The sequence below is a fragment of the Brevundimonas sp. AC546 genome (assembly GCF_979258305.1).
On the sequence record NZ_OZ409849.1, the window covers coordinates 1,996,039 to 2,014,302 of the forward strand.

Annotated in this window: 13 protein-coding genes; 9 read left to right on the forward strand and 4 right to left on the reverse strand. The window is 61.8% G+C overall.

Translation table 11 applies throughout. The features are described from left to right. Positions 1–379 precede the first annotated feature (379 nt). From ACZZZD_RS09925 to ACZZZD_RS09935, 3 genes are all read right to left on the reverse strand, one after another. The gene (locus tag ACZZZD_RS09925; protein WP_463434699.1) at positions 380–1,261 is read right to left on the reverse strand and encodes a class I SAM-dependent methyltransferase; all 882 of its coding nucleotides are present in this window, start codon (positions 1,259–1,261) and stop codon (positions 380–382) included. Beyond that, positions 1,254–4,136, reverse strand: a complete 2,883-nt coding sequence (locus tag ACZZZD_RS09930; protein WP_463434700.1) for a glycosyltransferase — start codon at positions 4,134–4,136, stop codon at positions 1,254–1,256. The genes ACZZZD_RS09925 and ACZZZD_RS09930 overlap by 8 nt, the downstream gene beginning before the upstream one ends. A 281-nt stretch (positions 4,137–4,417) precedes the next feature. Continuing rightward, positions 4,418–5,659, reverse strand: a complete 1,242-nt coding sequence (locus tag ACZZZD_RS09935) for an HAD-IIIA family hydrolase (RefSeq protein ID WP_463434701.1) — start codon at positions 5,657–5,659, stop codon at positions 4,418–4,420. Positions 5,660–5,865: 206 nt separating this feature from the next. Here ACZZZD_RS09935 and ACZZZD_RS09940 point away from each other — a divergent pair, with 206 nt between their 5' ends. The 3 genes from ACZZZD_RS09940 (at position 5,866) to ACZZZD_RS09950 (ending at position 8,533) form a co-directional block, all read left to right on the forward strand. Beyond that, the gene (locus tag ACZZZD_RS09940) at positions 5,866–6,834 is read left to right on the forward strand and encodes an SDR family NAD(P)-dependent oxidoreductase (protein WP_463434703.1); all 969 of its coding nucleotides are present in this window, start codon (positions 5,866–5,868) and stop codon (positions 6,832–6,834) included. Between the two features lie 192 nt (positions 6,835–7,026). Further along, a complete protein-coding gene (locus ACZZZD_RS09945; RefSeq protein ID WP_463434705.1) occupies positions 7,027–7,905 on the forward strand; it encodes a GHMP family kinase ATP-binding protein in 879 nt (292 codons plus the stop codon). A gap of 1 nt (position 7,906) precedes the next feature. After that, positions 7,907–8,533, forward strand: a complete 627-nt coding sequence (locus tag ACZZZD_RS09950; protein ID WP_463434707.1) for a D-sedoheptulose-7-phosphate isomerase — start codon at positions 7,907–7,909, stop codon at positions 8,531–8,533. A gap of 30 nt (positions 8,534–8,563) precedes the next feature. On the opposite strand, the gene putA is transcribed toward ACZZZD_RS09950, so the two are convergent. Then, complete coding sequence (gene putA / locus ACZZZD_RS09955) at positions 8,564–11,695, reverse strand: bifunctional proline dehydrogenase/L-glutamate gamma-semialdehyde dehydrogenase PutA (RefSeq protein ID WP_463434708.1); 3,132 nt, start codon at positions 11,693–11,695, stop codon at positions 8,564–8,566. Positions 11,696–11,804: 109 nt separating this feature from the next. Here putA and ACZZZD_RS09960 point away from each other — a divergent pair, with 109 nt between their 5' ends. From ACZZZD_RS09960 to ACZZZD_RS09985, 6 genes are all read left to right on the forward strand, one after another. After that, positions 11,805–12,266, forward strand: coding sequence for an Lrp/AsnC ligand binding domain-containing protein (locus ACZZZD_RS09960; protein ID WP_463434709.1), 462 nt, complete (start codon positions 11,805–11,807; stop codon positions 12,264–12,266). A 123-nt stretch (positions 12,267–12,389) separates the two neighbouring features. Beyond that, positions 12,390–14,456, forward strand: a complete 2,067-nt coding sequence (locus tag ACZZZD_RS09965) for a sugar phosphate nucleotidyltransferase (protein ID WP_463434711.1) — start codon at positions 12,390–12,392, stop codon at positions 14,454–14,456. Positions 14,457–14,561: 105 nt separating this feature from the next. Then, positions 14,562–15,647, forward strand: a complete 1,086-nt coding sequence (locus ACZZZD_RS09970; RefSeq protein WP_463434713.1) for a glycosyltransferase family 4 protein — start codon at positions 14,562–14,564, stop codon at positions 15,645–15,647. 35 nt (positions 15,648–15,682) lie between these two features. Then, positions 15,683–17,182 (forward strand): phosphomannomutase/phosphoglucomutase, encoded by a 1,500-nt coding sequence (locus ACZZZD_RS09975; RefSeq protein ID WP_463434715.1) that lies wholly within the window; start codon positions 15,683–15,685, stop codon positions 17,180–17,182. Positions 17,183–17,252: 70 nt separating this feature from the next. Then, on the forward strand, positions 17,253–17,516 hold the full coding sequence (locus ACZZZD_RS09980; RefSeq protein WP_463434717.1) for a DUF6894 family protein: 264 nt from the start codon (positions 17,253–17,255) through the stop codon (positions 17,514–17,516). Beyond that, entirely contained in the window at positions 17,513–18,256 is a 744-nt protein-coding gene (locus ACZZZD_RS09985) for a Crp/Fnr family transcriptional regulator (RefSeq protein ID WP_463434718.1), read from the forward strand. The genes ACZZZD_RS09980 and ACZZZD_RS09985 overlap by 4 nt, the downstream gene beginning before the upstream one ends. Positions 18,257–18,264: the final 8 nt, after the last annotated feature.

The following is an 18,264-nucleotide window of genomic DNA, read 5'->3' on the forward strand; positions in this document are numbered from 1 at the left end:
ACCACTGCGAGTGAAAGTAGGAAGTCCGGGCTATGTCCATCGACGATCGCCAACGTCGGCGGCGCTTAAGGGAAGTCCCTAAGTGTTTCACAGCATCCAGCAGTGATGGCAAAGAGAACCCCCATGATACAAATGCAGCGGCTTGGTTATATGGCCCCCGAGGGCCGATCTTGCTTTCTGACATGGACCTTATATCCGGGTGGTCCGTCATTATGTTTTCGTCATTGTTTTACAACATCAGGCGTCTAAGGCGCGCCTGCGCGCCAAAATATCACCACGCCTGATTCAGGGCTGCATAAGGGAAGGTCTATTGAGGGTCAACGGGACCCGAAGGGTATCGGGCAGAAGCCACTCCTCGATGGTTCAGCCTCAAGGAAACCTAACCCTTGACGGTGTTGGCATAAATTCCCAGCATGAAGTCGTGCTGCAGTGCGCCGGAGCGCGTTAGTTCATCTTCAAGATGAATCAACATTTCGACCAAAACTCGGCTCTCAGGCGATCCGTCATTCACTCGGCTCGCATTGAGGCAGCCAAAGAGCGGATGAAGCAGCGCGCCCCCAACAAACCGCTCGTACTCCGGCTTGAAGTACATCGGCACGAGTTGCGGTATCAATGCCGACCGTACGCCTTCGGTAGGATCAGACGCCTTTATCATCTCCATGCTCGGCATCTCCAGCCGGTCGGAAGCACGAAATTCTTCTGGTAAAGCAGCAATCGTTCGATCGACGATCGCTACTTGGCTGGGTGGATACAGCTGATAACAGGGGCCGCAATATTCGTTCACGATCACTTTTCCGCCCGGCTTCAGGACACGTTGGACGGCCGAAAGCATGCCTTCGAGATCGGTGACGTGATGCAGGGAGCCGGAGAAAAACACGACGTCGTGCTGATCCTCAGCGCCGGGATTCAGAACGAACTCCTCAAATAGGCGATTGCGGAAATCTATTGCCAGACCCTCCGCTGCGGCCACTTCCTGAGCACGTTGGACAGCGCCAGGCGCGGCGTCAAAAGCTGAAATGTTTCGAGCGTAGCCGCGACGGGCGATGAGGAGTTCGTGGAAACCGTCGCCACACCCAATGGATAGGAGGCTACCAACCGGCGACAACAGATGGGTGAAAACCCAGTCCAACCAGTAGCCCCGCTGACCAGTCATCCGCTGATATAGGGCTTGCTCTACCAGAGGGTTCTGGACCCAAGCTGATCGGGTAGCGGTGGCATATTTTGCATCCCAGTGAGCCGCGGTCGTTTCAACATCAAACATCAGCTACTTTCCAAGAGGCCGCGAGCGCCGCTTCACGGATCAGCGAAGCGTATTTTTGAAGCATGTCGTCATAGGTGGCGCGCGCCTCCAATACCGCCCGCCCCGCGTCAGCCATTACGGCTCGACGCTCCACGTTTTTCGCCAAGATAGAAATGTGTTCAGCCAGCACCGCTGTATCTCCCGGACGATAGAACATAGCGTTGACGTTTTCCTCCACGACTTCGGGAATGCCGAAGACTGGAGTGGTTATAATTGGCAGGCCAAATGCCATGGCTTCGACTAGAACGCGTGGTGCGCTTTCGATCCGCGACGTACATGCCATTATATCGGCAGCCGCATAGTAAAGGCTCATGTCGTCTACAGCACCGACCAGCTCGATACGCGAAGATACCTCTGGCGTGCAAGACTCGATCGTACTCGCTAGATGCACGGCGTATTCCGGCTCAACTAGCGCGCCGACAATCAGAATTTTAATCTGCTCGAGCTCCTCGGCAGCCAAAATCAATGCTGCATCTACGATGTCTTGCTGACCTTTGCGAGCGCAAACCGTACCCGGCAACATTACGACTACATCGCGATCTTGGAGACCAAGACGTCGTCTAGCCTCTTCACGACTCCAGCGCGATGTTTCTTGTGACAAGACAGCATCGGGGATGGCATGCCGGATTGTGACTGCATTGTGCCTTGTCTGGACAGGATGCCAAGCTTCTCGCGTAGCATCCGCAACGTAGGTGACGGCATATGCTTGCGCGAAAGCTGCATAAGCATGAAATTGTATTGTCGAATCATAGCAATCGTAATAGTTATACCAAGGCTCGCTCTCGTGCTGACACCAGAGGGAAGGCAGTCCCGCGAGATTAGCCGCACCGATTGCGTGATGGGCGGTCAGCGTATTGGCAATAATCACCTCAAGAGCTGCTGACCGAAATTCGGTTGCGAGAACCGACTGCGCGGCAACGTAGTCGGCCAAGTTGGATGTTGGTGACGGCTCGGCGACAAGACGGACTTCTATGCCTGCGTCAGCGTAGACAGACCCAAGAGGACCTTTGGCTGGTGCATAGACAACCGGCTCAATCACTCCAGTCCTCTTAAGTCCGATTATGAGATCGCACAGGGTCTTGGGCGCTCCCTCGTGCCGAAGATTATGGCTAAATACACCTACTTTCACTGGCCGCTTGGCTCGCATTGGAAGTCGTCGCGCGGCAACCTTGAACTTCTCATCATCCAGCGACAGGTTTGGATTATGGAACGGATCTGTAGCGCGGCCGTAGATCCGGCGCATTGAGGCGACCTCGCGGGGATCATCGGTCTTTGCGCGGGTGCGACCTTCGAAGTGATAAAGTTCTGCGTCGGGACAATACAAGTTCCTGTAGCCTGCCTGGTGCAGCCGGAACCCGTAGTCCGCATCATTATAGGCGACGGCGAAGGTGATTGCGTCAAACCCGCCCATTTCCTGAAAAAGGGCGCGAGGCGTCAGCATACAGGCGCCCGTTACAGCCATGCGCTCGTGAGGCGCACGCATCAGGCCGAGATACCCCCATTGGCTGGCATGAAGCCCTCGGAAAGCGTGCCCCACCAACCCTTCGCGGTAGCCTTGCACGATGCCAGCGTGCTGAATATGGTCGTCAGCAAATCGTAGCCGCGCGCCTACGGAACCGACGCCTCCAAACCCCGCCAGTCCAACCATCTGGCTGAGCCAGGACGGCTCGATGACCTTGGTGTCGTTGTTGAGGAACAGGATCAGATCGCCGTCCGCATGAGCCACCGCCTCATTCATCAAAGCCGAGTAGTTGAACCTGCCATCAATCTTCGGAATCCGCTCGACCCAGACACGAGGCTCCCGAGACAAACCGTCAAGGTAGGCCAGAGTGTCCGGGCAATCGCTGTCGTTGTCCACGACCATCACCCGATAATTGCGATAGGTCGTCGCCTCGAGCGACTTCAGGCAGACGGACAGCAGATCCGCCGCATTGTATGTTGGTACGATGATCGTAACCGACGGCCCCTCGTCCGGGAACCGGATCGAAAACATCCCCACCTTGGCGGCCTGCGCCCAGTCGGGGTGGACCACCTGCCCGGCCACACCCGTTCGGTCTAGGTGCTCCTGCACCGCTTTCCGTCCCGCCTCAAAGCTGTGCGGCTTGGCCTCGCCTGAAACAGCCGTTGATCCGGGGACGGCGCGCCAATGATAAAGGACACGGGGGATATGGCCGACATGCCTGGCCCGCTCGCTGGCGCGCAGAGCGAAGTCATAATCCTGGGAACCGTCGAAATCGGAACGGAAACCGCCGAGCTCCGCAAACAGCGAACGCCTGACCGTGAAGACATGGCTCATGTACATGAAGCTGGTCAGGAGTGCGGGCGACCAATCAGGTTTGAACTGAGGCGCATAGAACCGCTCCTCGTCGTCGACCTTGTCGTCATCGCTGTAGACGATATCCGCGTCCGGATGCGCCGTATAGTAGAGCGCTAGTTCCGCCAGGCAATCGGGCGTCAGCAAGTCATCATGGTCGAGAAAGACCAGCACCTCGCCCTTTGCCTTGGCCGCCGCAGCGTTCGTCGCCACGCTGATCCCCCCGTTCTGCGACGTAGTGAGGGTACGGATACGTTTGTCGAGACCCGCTACCTCGACCAGGGCGCGACGCGTGTCGGGGTCGGTGCTGGCGTCATCGGACAACCAAAGCTCCCAATCCCCGTACACCTGGGCAAGCACAGACTGAACGGTTTCGTGCAGATGCTCCGCACCCGTGTTGTAGACTGGCGTTATGATCGAAAATCGGACTTTCGGCTTAGTGGCCTTTATCGCGTGCTGCAAATCCGCCAGTGCGGCCGGCGTCAGGACATTGACTGCCCGCCACGCCGAATAGCGGTCCATAGGCTCGAACCAGGGCTGCAGGGCGCGAGGAGCGACCCTGCCCATATCACTTAGCGAATTCCAACCCCGAGATGCCTTGGGACGCCCCTTGGCGCTCGACCAGAGACCCAACGCTCGAAGACGCTTCCTCAACACCCGCAGGGGCCGAGGCAGATTGGCGCCGTCTGCGATCATCAGCATCTTATTATTCATGAAACAGATCGGCTCGGAGGCAATTTTCAGTCTTTCACGCCATTTGCGCTTATGGCCTTCGCAGCGCAATCACTGCGGACGACTTAACTTCACGCGTTCACGCCGCCCCCATCCAAGAGATCGTCCAGAACTCCTGAAACGAAGTCGTCCAGACGAACTTCACCGTTAAAGAGACGGCCGACGATTCCTGCTGCAGCGGCCGCCTTCATGTCACTTTCGCGGTCTCCGATCATCACGCTTCTGGCCTTATTAACCGGCCAGAAGCGCATCAGATCCAACAACATGCCCGGCTCTGGTTTGCGCCAGTCCGACGTTTTCCGATAGGCGGGATCAACGCCGTCCGGATGAAAGGGACAGTACCGCTCGTCGTCGAACCGCGCGCCCGACTGCGACAATTCAGCGCGCATATACCGGGTCAATTCGAGATAATCCGCTTCTGAATACAGCCCCTTGGCGATGCCTGCCTGGTTGGTCACCAGGAAGGCGTAGAACCCCTTCGAATTGACCATGGCGACCGCTTCTCTCGCACCGGAGGTCCATTCGAATCGCTCGACTTGACCGACGTGGCCATGATCGCGGTTGATCACGCCGTCCCTGTCGAAAAAGACCGCCGGCCGACGCCGATAGTCGGGAATCTCGATCTGCCCGCGTTCAAAATCCGCCGGCACTCCGATGTCGATGAAGAAGCCCTGAACCTTGACCGCAGCAAGCGCCCCTTCGCCGGCGAGGTCGGGCAGGGCCTGGGTCTCGAACGCACCCTGAGGCTGCAGTCGATCGACGAAAGAACGACGAAACGCCGCCACGCCGCCGTTGATCCACGCCGCCTCTCCGGGCAGCGGCGCTCGGCCGAAGCGGACGATCCGATCCCCCTCGACGTCCACCACGCCGTATCGCGAAGCGTCCGGCACATATCTGAGGGCGAGGCAACCGATAGTGCGCGGATTCTCCAGTTGCCGGGCGAGCGCGTCGAGCGGCGCGTCCAGCAGAGTATCGCCGTTGAAGAGGTAAAAGGCGTCGTCCAGTCTTTCGCGGGCGTGAAACAGGGCGCCGCCCGTACCCGCCTGATCGGGCTCGACGGCGACTTCGACCGTTACGGGGCGTCCGAGGCTCCGGGCCGCCTGGTCCGCAAAATCCTGGAACTGTTCGGACTTGTAGGCCGCCAGAAGCAGGAACCGATCAATGCCGTAACGCGTGATCTCCTGCATCAGCATCTGCAGAAACGGCGTGCCGTCCACCGGCAGAAGAGGCTTTGGCGTGTCGCGCGTCAGTCCGCCCAGACGCGTGCCCAACCCTCCGCAAAGGATGACGGCCTGGCGAATCGGTGTGGTCATGCCTGAAATCTCGATGGTTGCAGCCGCTGACATATGGTCCGTCTGGATGACACGACGCCTTCACTGCTCGCCATTCGGACAGGATTGATCCCGAGAGCGGTTGAATAGAGGAAAGGACAAGGGCTTGAAAGCGGTCCTCGACCTCCGAACAGCAAGCGGTTGTGATCGTCATTTTTTGTCGATAAGGCCAGCCGCAGGGAGCGACCATGGATTCCGACAAGATCGATATCATCACCGGCGGCGCCGGTTTCATTGGCAAAAACCTTGTCGAGCGTCTCGCCGCCTCAGACCGTCGCGTATTGATTTTGGACGATCTGTCACGCGGCGGCCAAGATCGCGTCGCCGCGCTCGTTCAGGATCCCCGCATCCAGTTTCGCCAGGTCGACTGCGCCGACGCCGACGCCATGGCCGAAGCCCTGGCCTCCGTCGGCGGCCGGCTGAGCGACGTCTGGCATTTGGCCGCCAACTCCGACATTCCCGCAGGCGTCGAAGATCCTCGTATCGATCTGCACCGGACGTTCCAGACAACCTTCGGCGTGCTAGACCTCATGAAACGAACCGGGGCTCACACCCTCAGGTTTGCTTCAAGTTCCGCTATCTACGGGCCCTTCGGCGAGGTCGCCATTTTTGAAGACATCGGCCCGCTAGCGCCGATCTCGAACTATGGCGCCATGAAGTTGGCTTCGGAGGCCCAGATCAATGCGGCGGTCGAAGCCTATCTTCCGCGGGCCGAAATCTATCGTTTCCCTAATGTCGTCGGCGCGCCGGCGACCCATGGGGTCATCTTCGACTTCGTCAACAAGTTGCGCGCCACGCCTGAGCGGCTCGAGGTTCTGGGGGACGGCACCCAACGCAAGTCCTACCTCCACGTCGACGACCTAATCGAGGCGATGCTGCATATTTCGACCCTAGACGGGCGTCGCCTGACCTTCAACATCGGCCCCAGCGACGAAGGCGTGACGGTTCGCTTCATCGCCGAGACGGTGCGTGATCGGGTTTCTCCAAAGGCCGCCATCGCCTATGGTGAAGGCCCGCGCGGCTGGGTCGGCGATGTGCCTTCCTTCCGGTATTCGGTCCAGCGCCTGATGGACACGGGCTGGAAACCTTCTCGCTCTTCGGCCCAGACCATCGTCCGCGCCGTCGAGGAAATCGTACACCCGGAGCAGCGAGGCTGAGCCTCACGAAAAAACCATCGCGGCGTCCCCCGCGATGAAACAACGGCCCACAGCATCGGAAATTTCCGCAGTATGATTATATCTAGGACGCCGCTGCGGATGAGTTTCGTGGGCGGCGGTAGCGACCTACCCGCATACTATAAGACAGCGCCTGGGGCTGTTCTCAGCACGACTATCGATAAATACGTCTACGTGAGTATCAATCCCAAGTTTGATGGTGGTATTCGCCTAGCATACTCTCAAACCGAAGAAGTCACCTCACTTGATCAAATCCAGCACTCGCTTTTCCGCGCCGCTCTAGAAGCTCTGAATGTCACGGGCGGTGTGGAGGTGACGACCACGGCGGACATCCCTTCACGTGGAACGGGATTGGGTTCGTCGAGCAGCTTTACCGTGGGCCTCCTGAATGCTGTCAATGCATATAAGAACCAGCATTCCTCGGCCGAATGGCTGGGAGCAAAGGCCAGCGAGATCGAGATTGAGCGTTGCGGCGCACCGATAGGTAAACAGGATCAGTATGCCGCTGCGTATGGCGGCCTCAACCTGATCGCTTTCAACTCCGACGACAGCGTAATAGTAGAACCTTTGGCCGTTCGGAATGAGACAAAGGCAGAACTCTTTTCGAAACTGATCGTCTTCTACACCGGCGTGACGCGAAGCGCGTCCGACATACTGGCCAGGCAATCCGAACAGGTCATAGACAACTCGAGAGTGCGCGCGCAGCTAGGGCGAATGGTCGAACTAACCTATGTGTTGCGCGATGAACTCTGCGCAGGACAGCTTGATGGGTTCGGCGAAATTCTGCGGGAGAACTGGTCCTTGAAGAAGGGACTAGTGAGCGGCATCAGCAACGGTCACATCGATGACTGGCATGACGCTGCAATCGCCGCGGGGGCCGAGGGCGGCAAGTTGCTAGGCGCCGGATCGGGCGGCTTTTTAGCCTTTTTCGCACCCCGTGATCGTCACGACGCTATCGAGAAAGCTGTCGGCCTGCGGCGCGTAGTTTTCAATTTCGAGCCATCTGGATCAATAATTCTGCTTTCCTCCAAGACATACAATGAGCCGAAATAATATGGAGCTGTTCCCTAGCCGTTTGATTTCGGGCGCCGATAGTTATCTCGAGGCCTATCTCAAGGAACTCGCGACCGCGTGGGAATCGGTCTCACGGGAAGCCATACTGGCAGCAGAAATCCTTCTCCGGAAAACCGTTTCAGAAGAAGGCACGATCTTCTCTTGCGGGAATGGTGGATCGGCGGCGATATCCAACCATCTGCTGTGCGACTGTCTGAAGGGCGTGCAGGCTGGAACATCCATTAAGCCGCGCGTGCAAAGCTTGTCTTCAACTCCGGAGTTGATGAGTGCTATTGCTAACGACATCGGTTTCGATGAGATTTTCTCATTGCCGCTGCGCTCACTAGGTCGTCGCGGCGATGTCCTAGTGGCCATAAGTTCGTCCGGAACGTCACCCAATATTGTGGCAGCTATTAAGGCTGCACGCAGCCAAGGCATGAAGGTGCTATCATTAACCGGCTTTGACGGCGGTCCCGCCGCTGCAGAGGCGGACGTTTCCCTGCACGTCACTGCAAATAACTACGGCGTTATAGAAGACGTCCACCAGTCTTTGATGCACGTCTTAGCTCAGAGCCTAAGAATGGGCGCGCTAGTCGACCATGATGATCTAGGCCGCGTTCGTTTCTAGACTTTGTCCCAACGTTCGGGACATCGGGTATTATAGGTTCAATAGCGCAGGATCTCCGCCCTGCGCGGCGATGTTCACGCTGATCGCCTTTTCCGCAGCATAACGGATCAGGCTGTTCGGCCCGCCTGCCTTGGGACCGGTACCGGATAATCCTTCGCCCCCGAACGGCTGCACCCCGACCACCGCGCCGGTGATCGAGCGGTTCACATAGACGTTGCCGGCCGGGACCAGTTCGGCCACCTCGGCGGCGAAGGCTTCGATGCGGCTGTGGACGCCCAGGGTCAGGCCGTAGCCGCGCGCGGCCAGCTTGCCGGCGACCGACTTCAGGTCGGACGGGGCATAGCGATAGATGTGCAGGATGGGACCGAACACCTCGCGCTCCAGGAAGTCGGGCGTGGGGATTTCGGCGATGGTGGGGGCGAACAGGTCGCCTTTTTCGGCGCCGAGCGGCAGGTCGGCGCGGGCGATGATCTTCGCCTCCTTCGACAAGCGTTCGACGTGGGCTTCCAGGGCGCGGCGCGATTCCGGGTCGATGACGGGGCCGATGTCGGTCTTGGGATCGGCGGGGTCGGCGACGGTCTGGACCGCGAGCGCCCCCTTGAGACCGTCAATCAGGGCGTCGGCCGAATCCTTGGGCACATAGAGGACGCGCAGCGCCGAGCAGCGCTGCCCGGCCGAGCCGAAAGCCGACTGGATCACGTCGTCGATGACCTGCTCCTTCAGCGCCGTCGTGTCGATGAACATGCCGTTCAGGCCGCCGGTCTCGGCGATGAAGGGGATAATGGCGCCGGCCCGGGCGGCTATGGAGCGGTTGATGGCGGCGGCCGTGTCGGTGCCGCCGGTGAAGGCGACGCCGTCGATTCCTGGGTGGGTGACCAGGGCCGCGCCAACCGTCTCGCCACGCCCGGGGACCAGGGCCAGCAGGTCGGGGTTCAGGCCGGCCTTGTGATACAGGCGCACGGCCTCGGCGGCGATCAGCGGCGTCTGCTCCGCGGGCTTGGCCAGCACGGCGTTGCCGGCGGCGAGGGCGGCGGCGATCTGGCCGGTGAAGATGGCCAGGGGGAAGTTCCATGGCGAGATGCAGGCAAAGACGCCGCGTCCGTGCAGGAACAGCTGGTTGGTTTCGCCCGTCGGGCCCTTCAGGGTTTCGGGCGCGGTGAAGTCGCGTTCGGCCAGCAGGGCGTAGTAGCGGCAGAAGTCGGCCGCCTCGCGCACCTCGGCGACGCCGTCGTTTAGGGTCTTGCCAGCCTCGCGGCTGAGCAGGGCGACCAGGCGGTCCATGTCCGCTTCCAGCGCATCGCCCATGGCCCGCAGGACGATGGCGCGCTTAGCGCCGCCTTGGCGATCCCATTTGACCTGAGCGTTGCCGGCGGCCTCGACGGCGGCGTCGATGTCGGCCGGCTGAGCCTCGGAGACATGGCCCAGCACCTGGGACCGGTCGAAGGGGTTGGTCACGGCCTGGGCGTCGATCCCGGCGCGCAGCTTGCCCCCGACGATGGGGCCGGAGGTCAGCTTCTCGCGATCGACGCCCTCCAGCGCCTTGGCGTGGGCTTCGCGGTCGGCGGCCTGGGAGTAATCGCGGCCGAGGGAGTTCTGACGATCGCCGTACATGTCTTGCGGAACCGGAATCTTGGGGTGACGGTCGGGCGCTTGCTCGACCAGGGAGATGGGATCGGCCGCGACGGCCGAGGCGGGCACGCGCTCGTCCAGCAGGGCGTGGACGAAGGAGGAGTTGGCGCCGTTTTCCAGCAGACGCCGCACCAGATAGGGCAGCAGTTCCTCGTGCCCGCCGACGGGGGCGTAGGCGCGGACGATGACGGTCTCATCGGCCCAGGCCTCGTGCGCCGCATCGTATAGGGCCTCGCCCATGCCGTGCAGGCGCTGGTGCTCGACGGAGACGCCGCGATCCCGCGCCATGCTGCGCACGGCGGCCAGGGTATGGGCGTTGTGGCTGGCGAACTGGCTGTAAATCGCCGGCGCCGCCTCGATCATGGCCTTGGCGCAGATGAGGTAGTTCAGGTCAGTCGCCGCCTTGGTCGTATAGACGGGGTAGTCGGTGCGGCCGAACACTTGGGCGCGCTTGATCTCGGTGTCCCAATAGGCGCCCTTGACCAGGCGCACCATCAGACGCCGGTCCGAGCGGCTTGCAAGGTCGGCGACCCGCTCTATCGTCTCCAGACCGCGTTTCTGATAGGCCTGAACAGCCAAACCCAGGCCGGTCCAGCCGCCCAGTGACGGCTCATGCGCCAGCCGGTCTAGCAATTTCAGCGACAGGGCCAGACGGTCCGCCTCCTCGGCATCCATCGTGTAGTTGATGTCGTATTTGGCCGCGATCTGGGCCAGACGAAGGACGCGGGGATACAGGGTCGCCCACACGTCGTCCTCATGCGTCGCCTCGTAGCGGGGCGACAGGGCCGACAGTTTTACCGACACGCCGTGACCGCGTTCCGGCCCCTGGCCCTTGGACGTCTTGCCGACCGCCTCGATGGCGTCAGCGTAAATCTTCTCGTAGCGGTCGGCGTCGGCGACGGTGCGTGCGCCCTCGCCCAGCATATCGAAGCTGCACAGCCAGCCTTCCTTGTTCGACCGCTTCAGCGCACCTTGGATGGTGCGGCCGACCACGAACTGTTCGCCCATGATCTTGACCGCTGTGGCCACCGCCTGGCGGATGACCGGCTCGCCCAGACGACCCGCGATCCGCTTCAGGAAGCCGGGCAGGTCGCTCCGCGCCTCGTCGTCGACGTCGACCAGCTTGCCGGTCAGCATCAGGCCCCAGGTCGAGGCGTTGACGAACAGGCTGTCGGACTGACCCAGATGGCTGGCCCAGTCGGCGGATCCGATCTTTTCCGCAATCAGTCGATCGCGCGTCTCCTCATCCGGCACACGCAGCAGGGCCTCGGCCAGGCACATCAGCGCCAGACCCTCGCGGGTGCCGAGCGAGAACTGTTGCAGGAAGCTTTCGACCACCCCCTGTTTTTTCTGGCTGCGGCGGGCGTGTTCGACCAGGGCCGTCGCCTCCGCCACCACGGCGGCGCGCTCGGCGGCGTCCAGAGGCATGCGGGCCAGGTTGGCGGCGACCGCCTCGCGCTCGTCGCGGAACTTGTACGCGTCCAGGCCGTCCCAGACGGCCAGGCTCGAAGGCGTTAAGGCGGGGGTAGTCATCGGCGACAAATCCTGTGGGTTCACGCCCTATATGCCGGAGTTCATTGAAGGTGCTTCGTATGATACGAACCCGAGCCGAAGATCGTTCGGCGCAAGGTCATGATCACCGATGATCGACATCGACACCGTCGACCGCCGCATCCTTCGAGTGCTTCAGACCGACGCCCGCATCTCCAACGCAGAGCTGGCGCGGCGCTGCAACCTGTCGCCCGCCGCCTGTTTCGAACGGGTCAAACGGCTGCGCGAGAAGAAGATCATCACCGGCTACGCCGCCATGATCGACCCGACCCAAGTCGGCCGCGACCTGTTGATCTTCGTCGAGGTGCTGCTGGACCGCACCACCGGCGACGTATTCGAAGCCTTCGCTGCCGCCGTCCGCAGCCAGCCCGAAGTTCTGGAATGCCACATGGTCGCCGGCGGCTTCGACTATCTGATCAAGGCCCGCGTCGGCGACATGGACGCCTATCGCGCCTTCCTGGGCGACGTGCTGGTGCGGATGCCGGGGGTGCGGGAGACGCGGACCTATGCGGTGCTGGAGGAGGTGAAGTCGACGACGGTGCTGCCGCTGTAAGCGCGATCGACAGAGCCCGCAGCAACCTCAGCGCTACTTTTCACAACGATGGATTTGGACCATTCGGCAAACTAAAGACGCGTCCTACTGGACTTGCACGATCCAATCGGAGCAGCTTTGACCATGGCGATGATTTATCCGGTTATCATGTGCGGCGGGGCCGGCACGCGGCTCTGGCCCGCCTCTCGGCCCTCGCGGCCCAAACAGTTCATTCCGCTGGCCGGCAATCGGTCCCTGTTCCAAGACGCGGTGGAGCGCGCCCTTCCGCTGATGGAGAAGGGCGGCGAACTGATCGTCGTGGGAGGAGAGCAGCATCGCCTGGAGATTCTGGCCCAACTGGACGAGGTCGGCGCTACGGCCACCATCTTCCTGGAGCCCGAGGGCCGCGATTCCGCCGCCGCAATGGCTGTCGCAGCCCTGTGGACCGCCCAACAGCACCCGCAAGCCGTCAATCTCTTCGTCGCCTCCGACCACCACATTCCCGACCATGGCGCATTTCACGCAGCAGTGCAGGAAGCCGCCACAGCAGCAGACAAGGGCCGCATCGTCACCCTGGGAGTCGTGCCCACAGAACCGTCCTCCGCCTACGGCTACATCGCACCGTCTGGCCCCGGCCTCTCGGACGTAGCGGCCTTCGTCGAAAAGCCAGATGCGGTTACGGCCGAACGCCACATTCACAACGGCTATCTGTGGAACAGCGGCAACTTCATCGTGCGCGCAGATGTGCTGATCGAGGAACTTTCCCAACAGGCGCCCGCAGTCATGACAGCCGCCAGGGACGCCCTTGAGCATGCGGAAATCAACGGGCGATACCGGTTGCTTGGGCCGCAGTTCTCCAACGCACCCAAGATTTCGATCGACTATGCGGTGATGGAAAAGACAAGCCGAGCGTCGGTCCTTCCCGTGCGGTTTTCCTGGTCCGACCTCGGGGCCTGGGACGCCGTACAGGCCTCTGGCGAAGGCAGCGTCGGGCTGCATCTTCTGGAAGACTCCGAGGGCTGTCTGGTACGGTCATCCGACGGCGTCATGGTCGCCGTTATCGGTCTGCGAGATGTGGGCGTCATCGTGGAACGCGATGCCGTGTTGGTCACAGACCTGAGGCGCAGCCAGGACGTCAGAAAAGTCGTCGAGCGGCTCGGGAAACTGTCACCGACGCATCTCGATTTTCCGACGCCCGCCCCGGAGTCGCTGAAAAGCGGCGCTGAACGGCTGGCGACATGGTTGCGTCAGTCCGCGCTTCCCGTTTGGTGCACGTTGGGACAGGGGACGTCCGGAGCCTTCGAAACACTTCTGAGCACGAGCGGGCGTCGCATTGCGACATCGCACCTTCTTCAAGTTCAGGCGGCCCAGCTAGAAGCCTACGCCCAAGCCGGTCGCCAGGACTGGCCTGGGCCATGGCGGGCCGTGATCGAAAAAGGTCTGCCGTACCTACCATTGGACGGCGATCAACCTGAACAAGGCGATCATAGCTGCTTGCCTGTCGCCTTGGCCGCTATTTTCGCAGCGACAGGCGCCTCCTCGGTGGAGCGCGACGCCACAACCCTTCGCGACCGTCTTATAGGGGACGAGAACGAACCACCCGACCAAGCGAAGTCTCTCGTCCTGCTGGAAGGCGCGCTTGCTTGGGCAGGCATAAGCGCCGACCCAGGCTGGCGCCGGGCTGCAGATCAGATCGTCAGCCTGATACAAGACGGATCGGACATCGATCATCCGGCGTCGCCTGGCGACCTGTTCCATCGGGCCTGGCTGCTGGCCCGCTACAGCCGATTGACGTCCGATATCGCTGCGCTCGTGAACGCCCGCAAGCTCTTCAAGGCTGGGCTTCAAGGCATCGACTTGAAACGTGGCGTCGTCGTGGAGGCCGTGAACGATCAAGGCTTCATCCAGAGTGGTCGCGCCCGGCTCTGGTCGCAGACGCAATGGCTCAAGGCCTCCCTGATCCTCGCGTCAATGGCCGACGACGGTCCCTGCGCGGCTTCGCTGGAACAGGCAGGCTACGCGTTGCGCGCCGTGTGGCTTTTCCTTACGCCTCAAGGCCTCTGGCGCGACGCTCTGCTCGAAAACGGCGACTTTATCGATGAGCCAGCACCGGCGCTGTCGCTCCACTCGATCATGACGGCTCATATCCAGCTTCGGGAAACGCTTGGGGCCTTGGCTCACGATGGGGACAATGGCCTTCAACTGTCCTGAGCCGCATTCACGGCCCGGCGACATGATAATCGCCGTCTCGCCTTCGTCATTCGAACCGTCTAGAAGTTCCGCCCTTACTTAACGGCTTAGGGTCCGCCCGCCTCAATGCGCATCGTTCTGGCCACCGACGCCTGGGAACCTCAGGTCAATGGCGTCGTCCGCACCCTGACCCGCACGGTCGCGGAATGCCGCGGCATGGGCCATGAGGTCGAGGTCATCGAGCCCAGCCTGTTCAAGACCATTCCCTGCCCGACCTATCCGGAAATCCGGCTGGCGCTCGGGGCGGAGGAAGAGATCCGTGAAATGCTGCGCGCCTTCGAGCCCGAGGCCGTGCATATCGCCACCGAGGGTCCGATCGGCATCGCCACGCGCCGCATCTGCGTGGAATGGAAACTGCCGTTCACGACCAGCTACCACACCAAATTCCCCGAATATGTCTCGGCCCGTTTCCCGATCCCGGTCCAGGTCGGCTACGCCTATATGAAATGGTTCCACAAGCCGTCGGGCCGTCTGATGGTGGCGACCCCGACCCTGCGCGACGAACTGGTCGAGCATGGCTTCAAGAATGTCTCCCCCTGGTCGCGCGGCGTGGATACGGACGTATTTAACCCCGACCTGGAACGGATTTACGATGAGCTTGGGGGCAAGGACTGGCCCCGGCCCTTCTTCCTGAACGTGGGCCGTGTGGCGGTCGAGAAGAACATCGAATCCTTCCTTCAGCTCGATCTGCCCGGCACCAAGATCGTCGTTGGCGATGGCCCCGCCCGCGCGGAGCTGCAGGAGAAGTATCCAGAGGCCAAGTTTCTCGGCGCCCGGTTCGGCGACGATCTGGCCAGATGCTTCCGCGATGCCGATGTCTTCGTCTTCCCCAGTTGGACCGACACCTTCGGCCTGGTGATCCTGGAAGCCATGGCTGCCGGCACACCGGTCGCCGCTTATCCGGCGCACGGCCCGATCGACATCATTCCCGGCTCGAACGCCGGGGCAATCGACAAGGACCTCAGGACCGCCTGCCTAGAATGCCTTGAACTCGACCGTAAGGTCGTGCGCGCCTATGCGGAGAAGTTCAGCTGGCGCGCCTCGGCCGATCAGTTTGTCGAGAACCTGCAGCCCTATCCCGAGCCGGAGCGCGGCCGCTTCTGGCGCCGCCTGCGCCGCATCGCCCGTATTCGCAAGCGCGCCGCAGCATGATCGGCCGGCCGTCGAGCCGACACCAAGGACAATCCATGCTGAAGCCCCGCCAGGACCTGAAGCCGAACACGGCCGCCTATGAGACGCAGGCCCTGGTCAAGCCGACCGGTTTTCGCGAGTACGACGCGCGCTGGATCCTGGAAAAGGAGATCAACCTTCTCGGCATCCAGGCCTTGGGCCTCGGATTGGCGACCTATGTCCACGAGATCGGCGTACCGCCGAAGATCGTCACCGGCCATGACTTCCGAGGCTACAGCCTCAGCGTCAAACAGGCCTTGATCCTGGGCTTGCTGGAAGGCGGGATGGAGGTTCTGGACGTGGGGCTGGCCCTGTCGCCCATGGCCTATTTCGGCCAATTCGAACTGGATGCCCCCTGCGTCGCCATGGTCACCGCCAGCCATAACGAGAACGGCTGGACCGGGGTGAAGATGGGGGCCAACAAGCCGCTGACCTTCGGCCCCGAGGAGATGAGCCGGCTGAAAGAGATCGTGCTGAACGGCGAGGGCGTGGCACGACCGGGCGGCAAGCTGGTTCGGGTCGAGGACTTCCGCGAGACCTATGTCGCCGACGTGGCCTCAAAGGTTCAGATCAAGCGGCCGCTGAAGGTCGTTTGCGCCTGCGGCAACGGCACGGCCGGCGCCTTCGCCCCCGATGCCCTGCGCCGCATGGGCGTCGAGGTGATCGAGATGGACACCGACCTCGACTACACCTTCCCCAAATACAATCCGAACCCGGAAGACCACGCCATGCTGGTACAGATGGCCCAGCGTGTGCGCGAGACGGGCGCCGACCTGGCCCTGGGCTTCGACGGCGACGGCGACCGCTGCGGCGTGGTGGACGACACGGGCGAGGAGATCTTCGCCGACAAGATCGGCCTGATGCTGGCCCGCGACCTGTCCAAGGTCTATCCGGACAGCACCTTCGTCGTCGATGTGAAGTCGACCGGCCTCTACAAGACAGACGAGATCCTCAAGGCCAACGGCGCCGAGGTCGTCTACTGGAAGACAGGCCACTCGTACATCAAGCGCAAGACCGCCGAACTGGGCGCCCTGGCCGGGTTCGAGAAGTCGGGCCACTTCTTCATGGCCGGCGACCTGGGCCACGGCTACGACGACGGCCTGGTCGCGGCCGGCGCCGTCCTGGCCATGCTGGACCGCAATCCGGGCAAGAAGCTGAGCGAGCTGAAGGCCGCCCTGCCCGACGCCTGGACCAGCCTGACCATGTCGCCCCACTGCGACGACGAGCTGAAGTACGGCGTGCTGGAGCGGATCGTGAAAGAGTATTGCGATCTGGCCGACGCAGGCGGCGAAATCCTGGGCCGCAAGATCCTTGAAGCCATCACCGTCAACGGCGTTCGGGTTCACCTTGACGACGGATCCTGGGTTCTGGTTCGCGCCTCATCGAACAAGCCGGAACTGGTGGTCGTGGTGGAAAGTATGAGGTCCGAAGACGACATGCGCGATCTCTTCCGCAAGGAGATCAAACCGCGCCTGGCTGCCTATCCGGAAATCGGCGCCTTCAACCAGGAAATCTGAAAGATCACAGAGGGCTGAACCAATCGGCCCGCCGACCACTTCCTCCCTTGCCTGCTGCCAGGAGGAATGATTGCCGCGCTACTTTTTCCATACCCAGAACGGCGATTGCGTCCGCGACGACCAGGGCGAAGAGTTGAAGGGCATCGACGCCGCCAAGGAGGAGGCCGTCGCCGTTCTGGGCGAGATTTTACGTTATCGCGGGTCGTCCTTCTGGACCACAGGAGCGTTCAGCGTCATCGTCACCGATGCAGACGGGGAGACGGTCGTCAGCATCACGGCCGCCGCCTCGGACGACGCGCCTGACGGATGGAGCCTGGTGGAAACAGCGTCATGAGCAGACCTCGCGCCGCGCCCAAGATCACCACACTGGTCGAGAAACTGTCCCTGCGCGACCGCATCTCGCCCGAAGAGATCGAGGCTCTGCAGAAGGCATTGGAGCCGCCCAAAACCGTCGCCGTTGGCTCCGATATCGTGCGCGAACACACCCGGCCGCTGCACAGCACGCTGCTGATTTCCGGCTTTTCGGCCCGCTACTCCACGTTGGAAGACGGCGCGCGCCAGATCACCGAGATCAATGTGCCCGGCGACTTCATCGACCTGCACAGCCTGTTGATGAAGCAGATGGATCACGGGGTCGTCGCTCTGACGGAGTGCGTCGTCGCCGAGGCGCCCCACAGCGGCCTGATCGACATCACCGAGCGCCATCCTCACCTGACACGCCTGCTATGGCTGGACACGATCATCGACGCCGCCATCCACCGCCAATGGCTGGTCGCCATGGGTCGGCGCAGCGGTCTGGGTCATCTCGCGCATCTTGTCTGCGAGCTCTATCTGCGTCTTCAGGCCGTCGGCCAAACCGGCGACCTAAGCTTCGACCTGCCCCTGACGCAGGCCGTCCTGGGCGACGCTCTGGGCCTGTCTACGGTCCATGTCAGCCGCCTGATCTCGGAACTGCGCGGCGAGGACGTAGTCAACTGGTCAGGCGGTCGGATCGACATCCTCGACTGGCGCCGTCTGGCGGCGATCGCCGAGTTCGACCCGACCTATCTGAGGCTTCAGAGCGACCCGGTCTGACCCCTTAA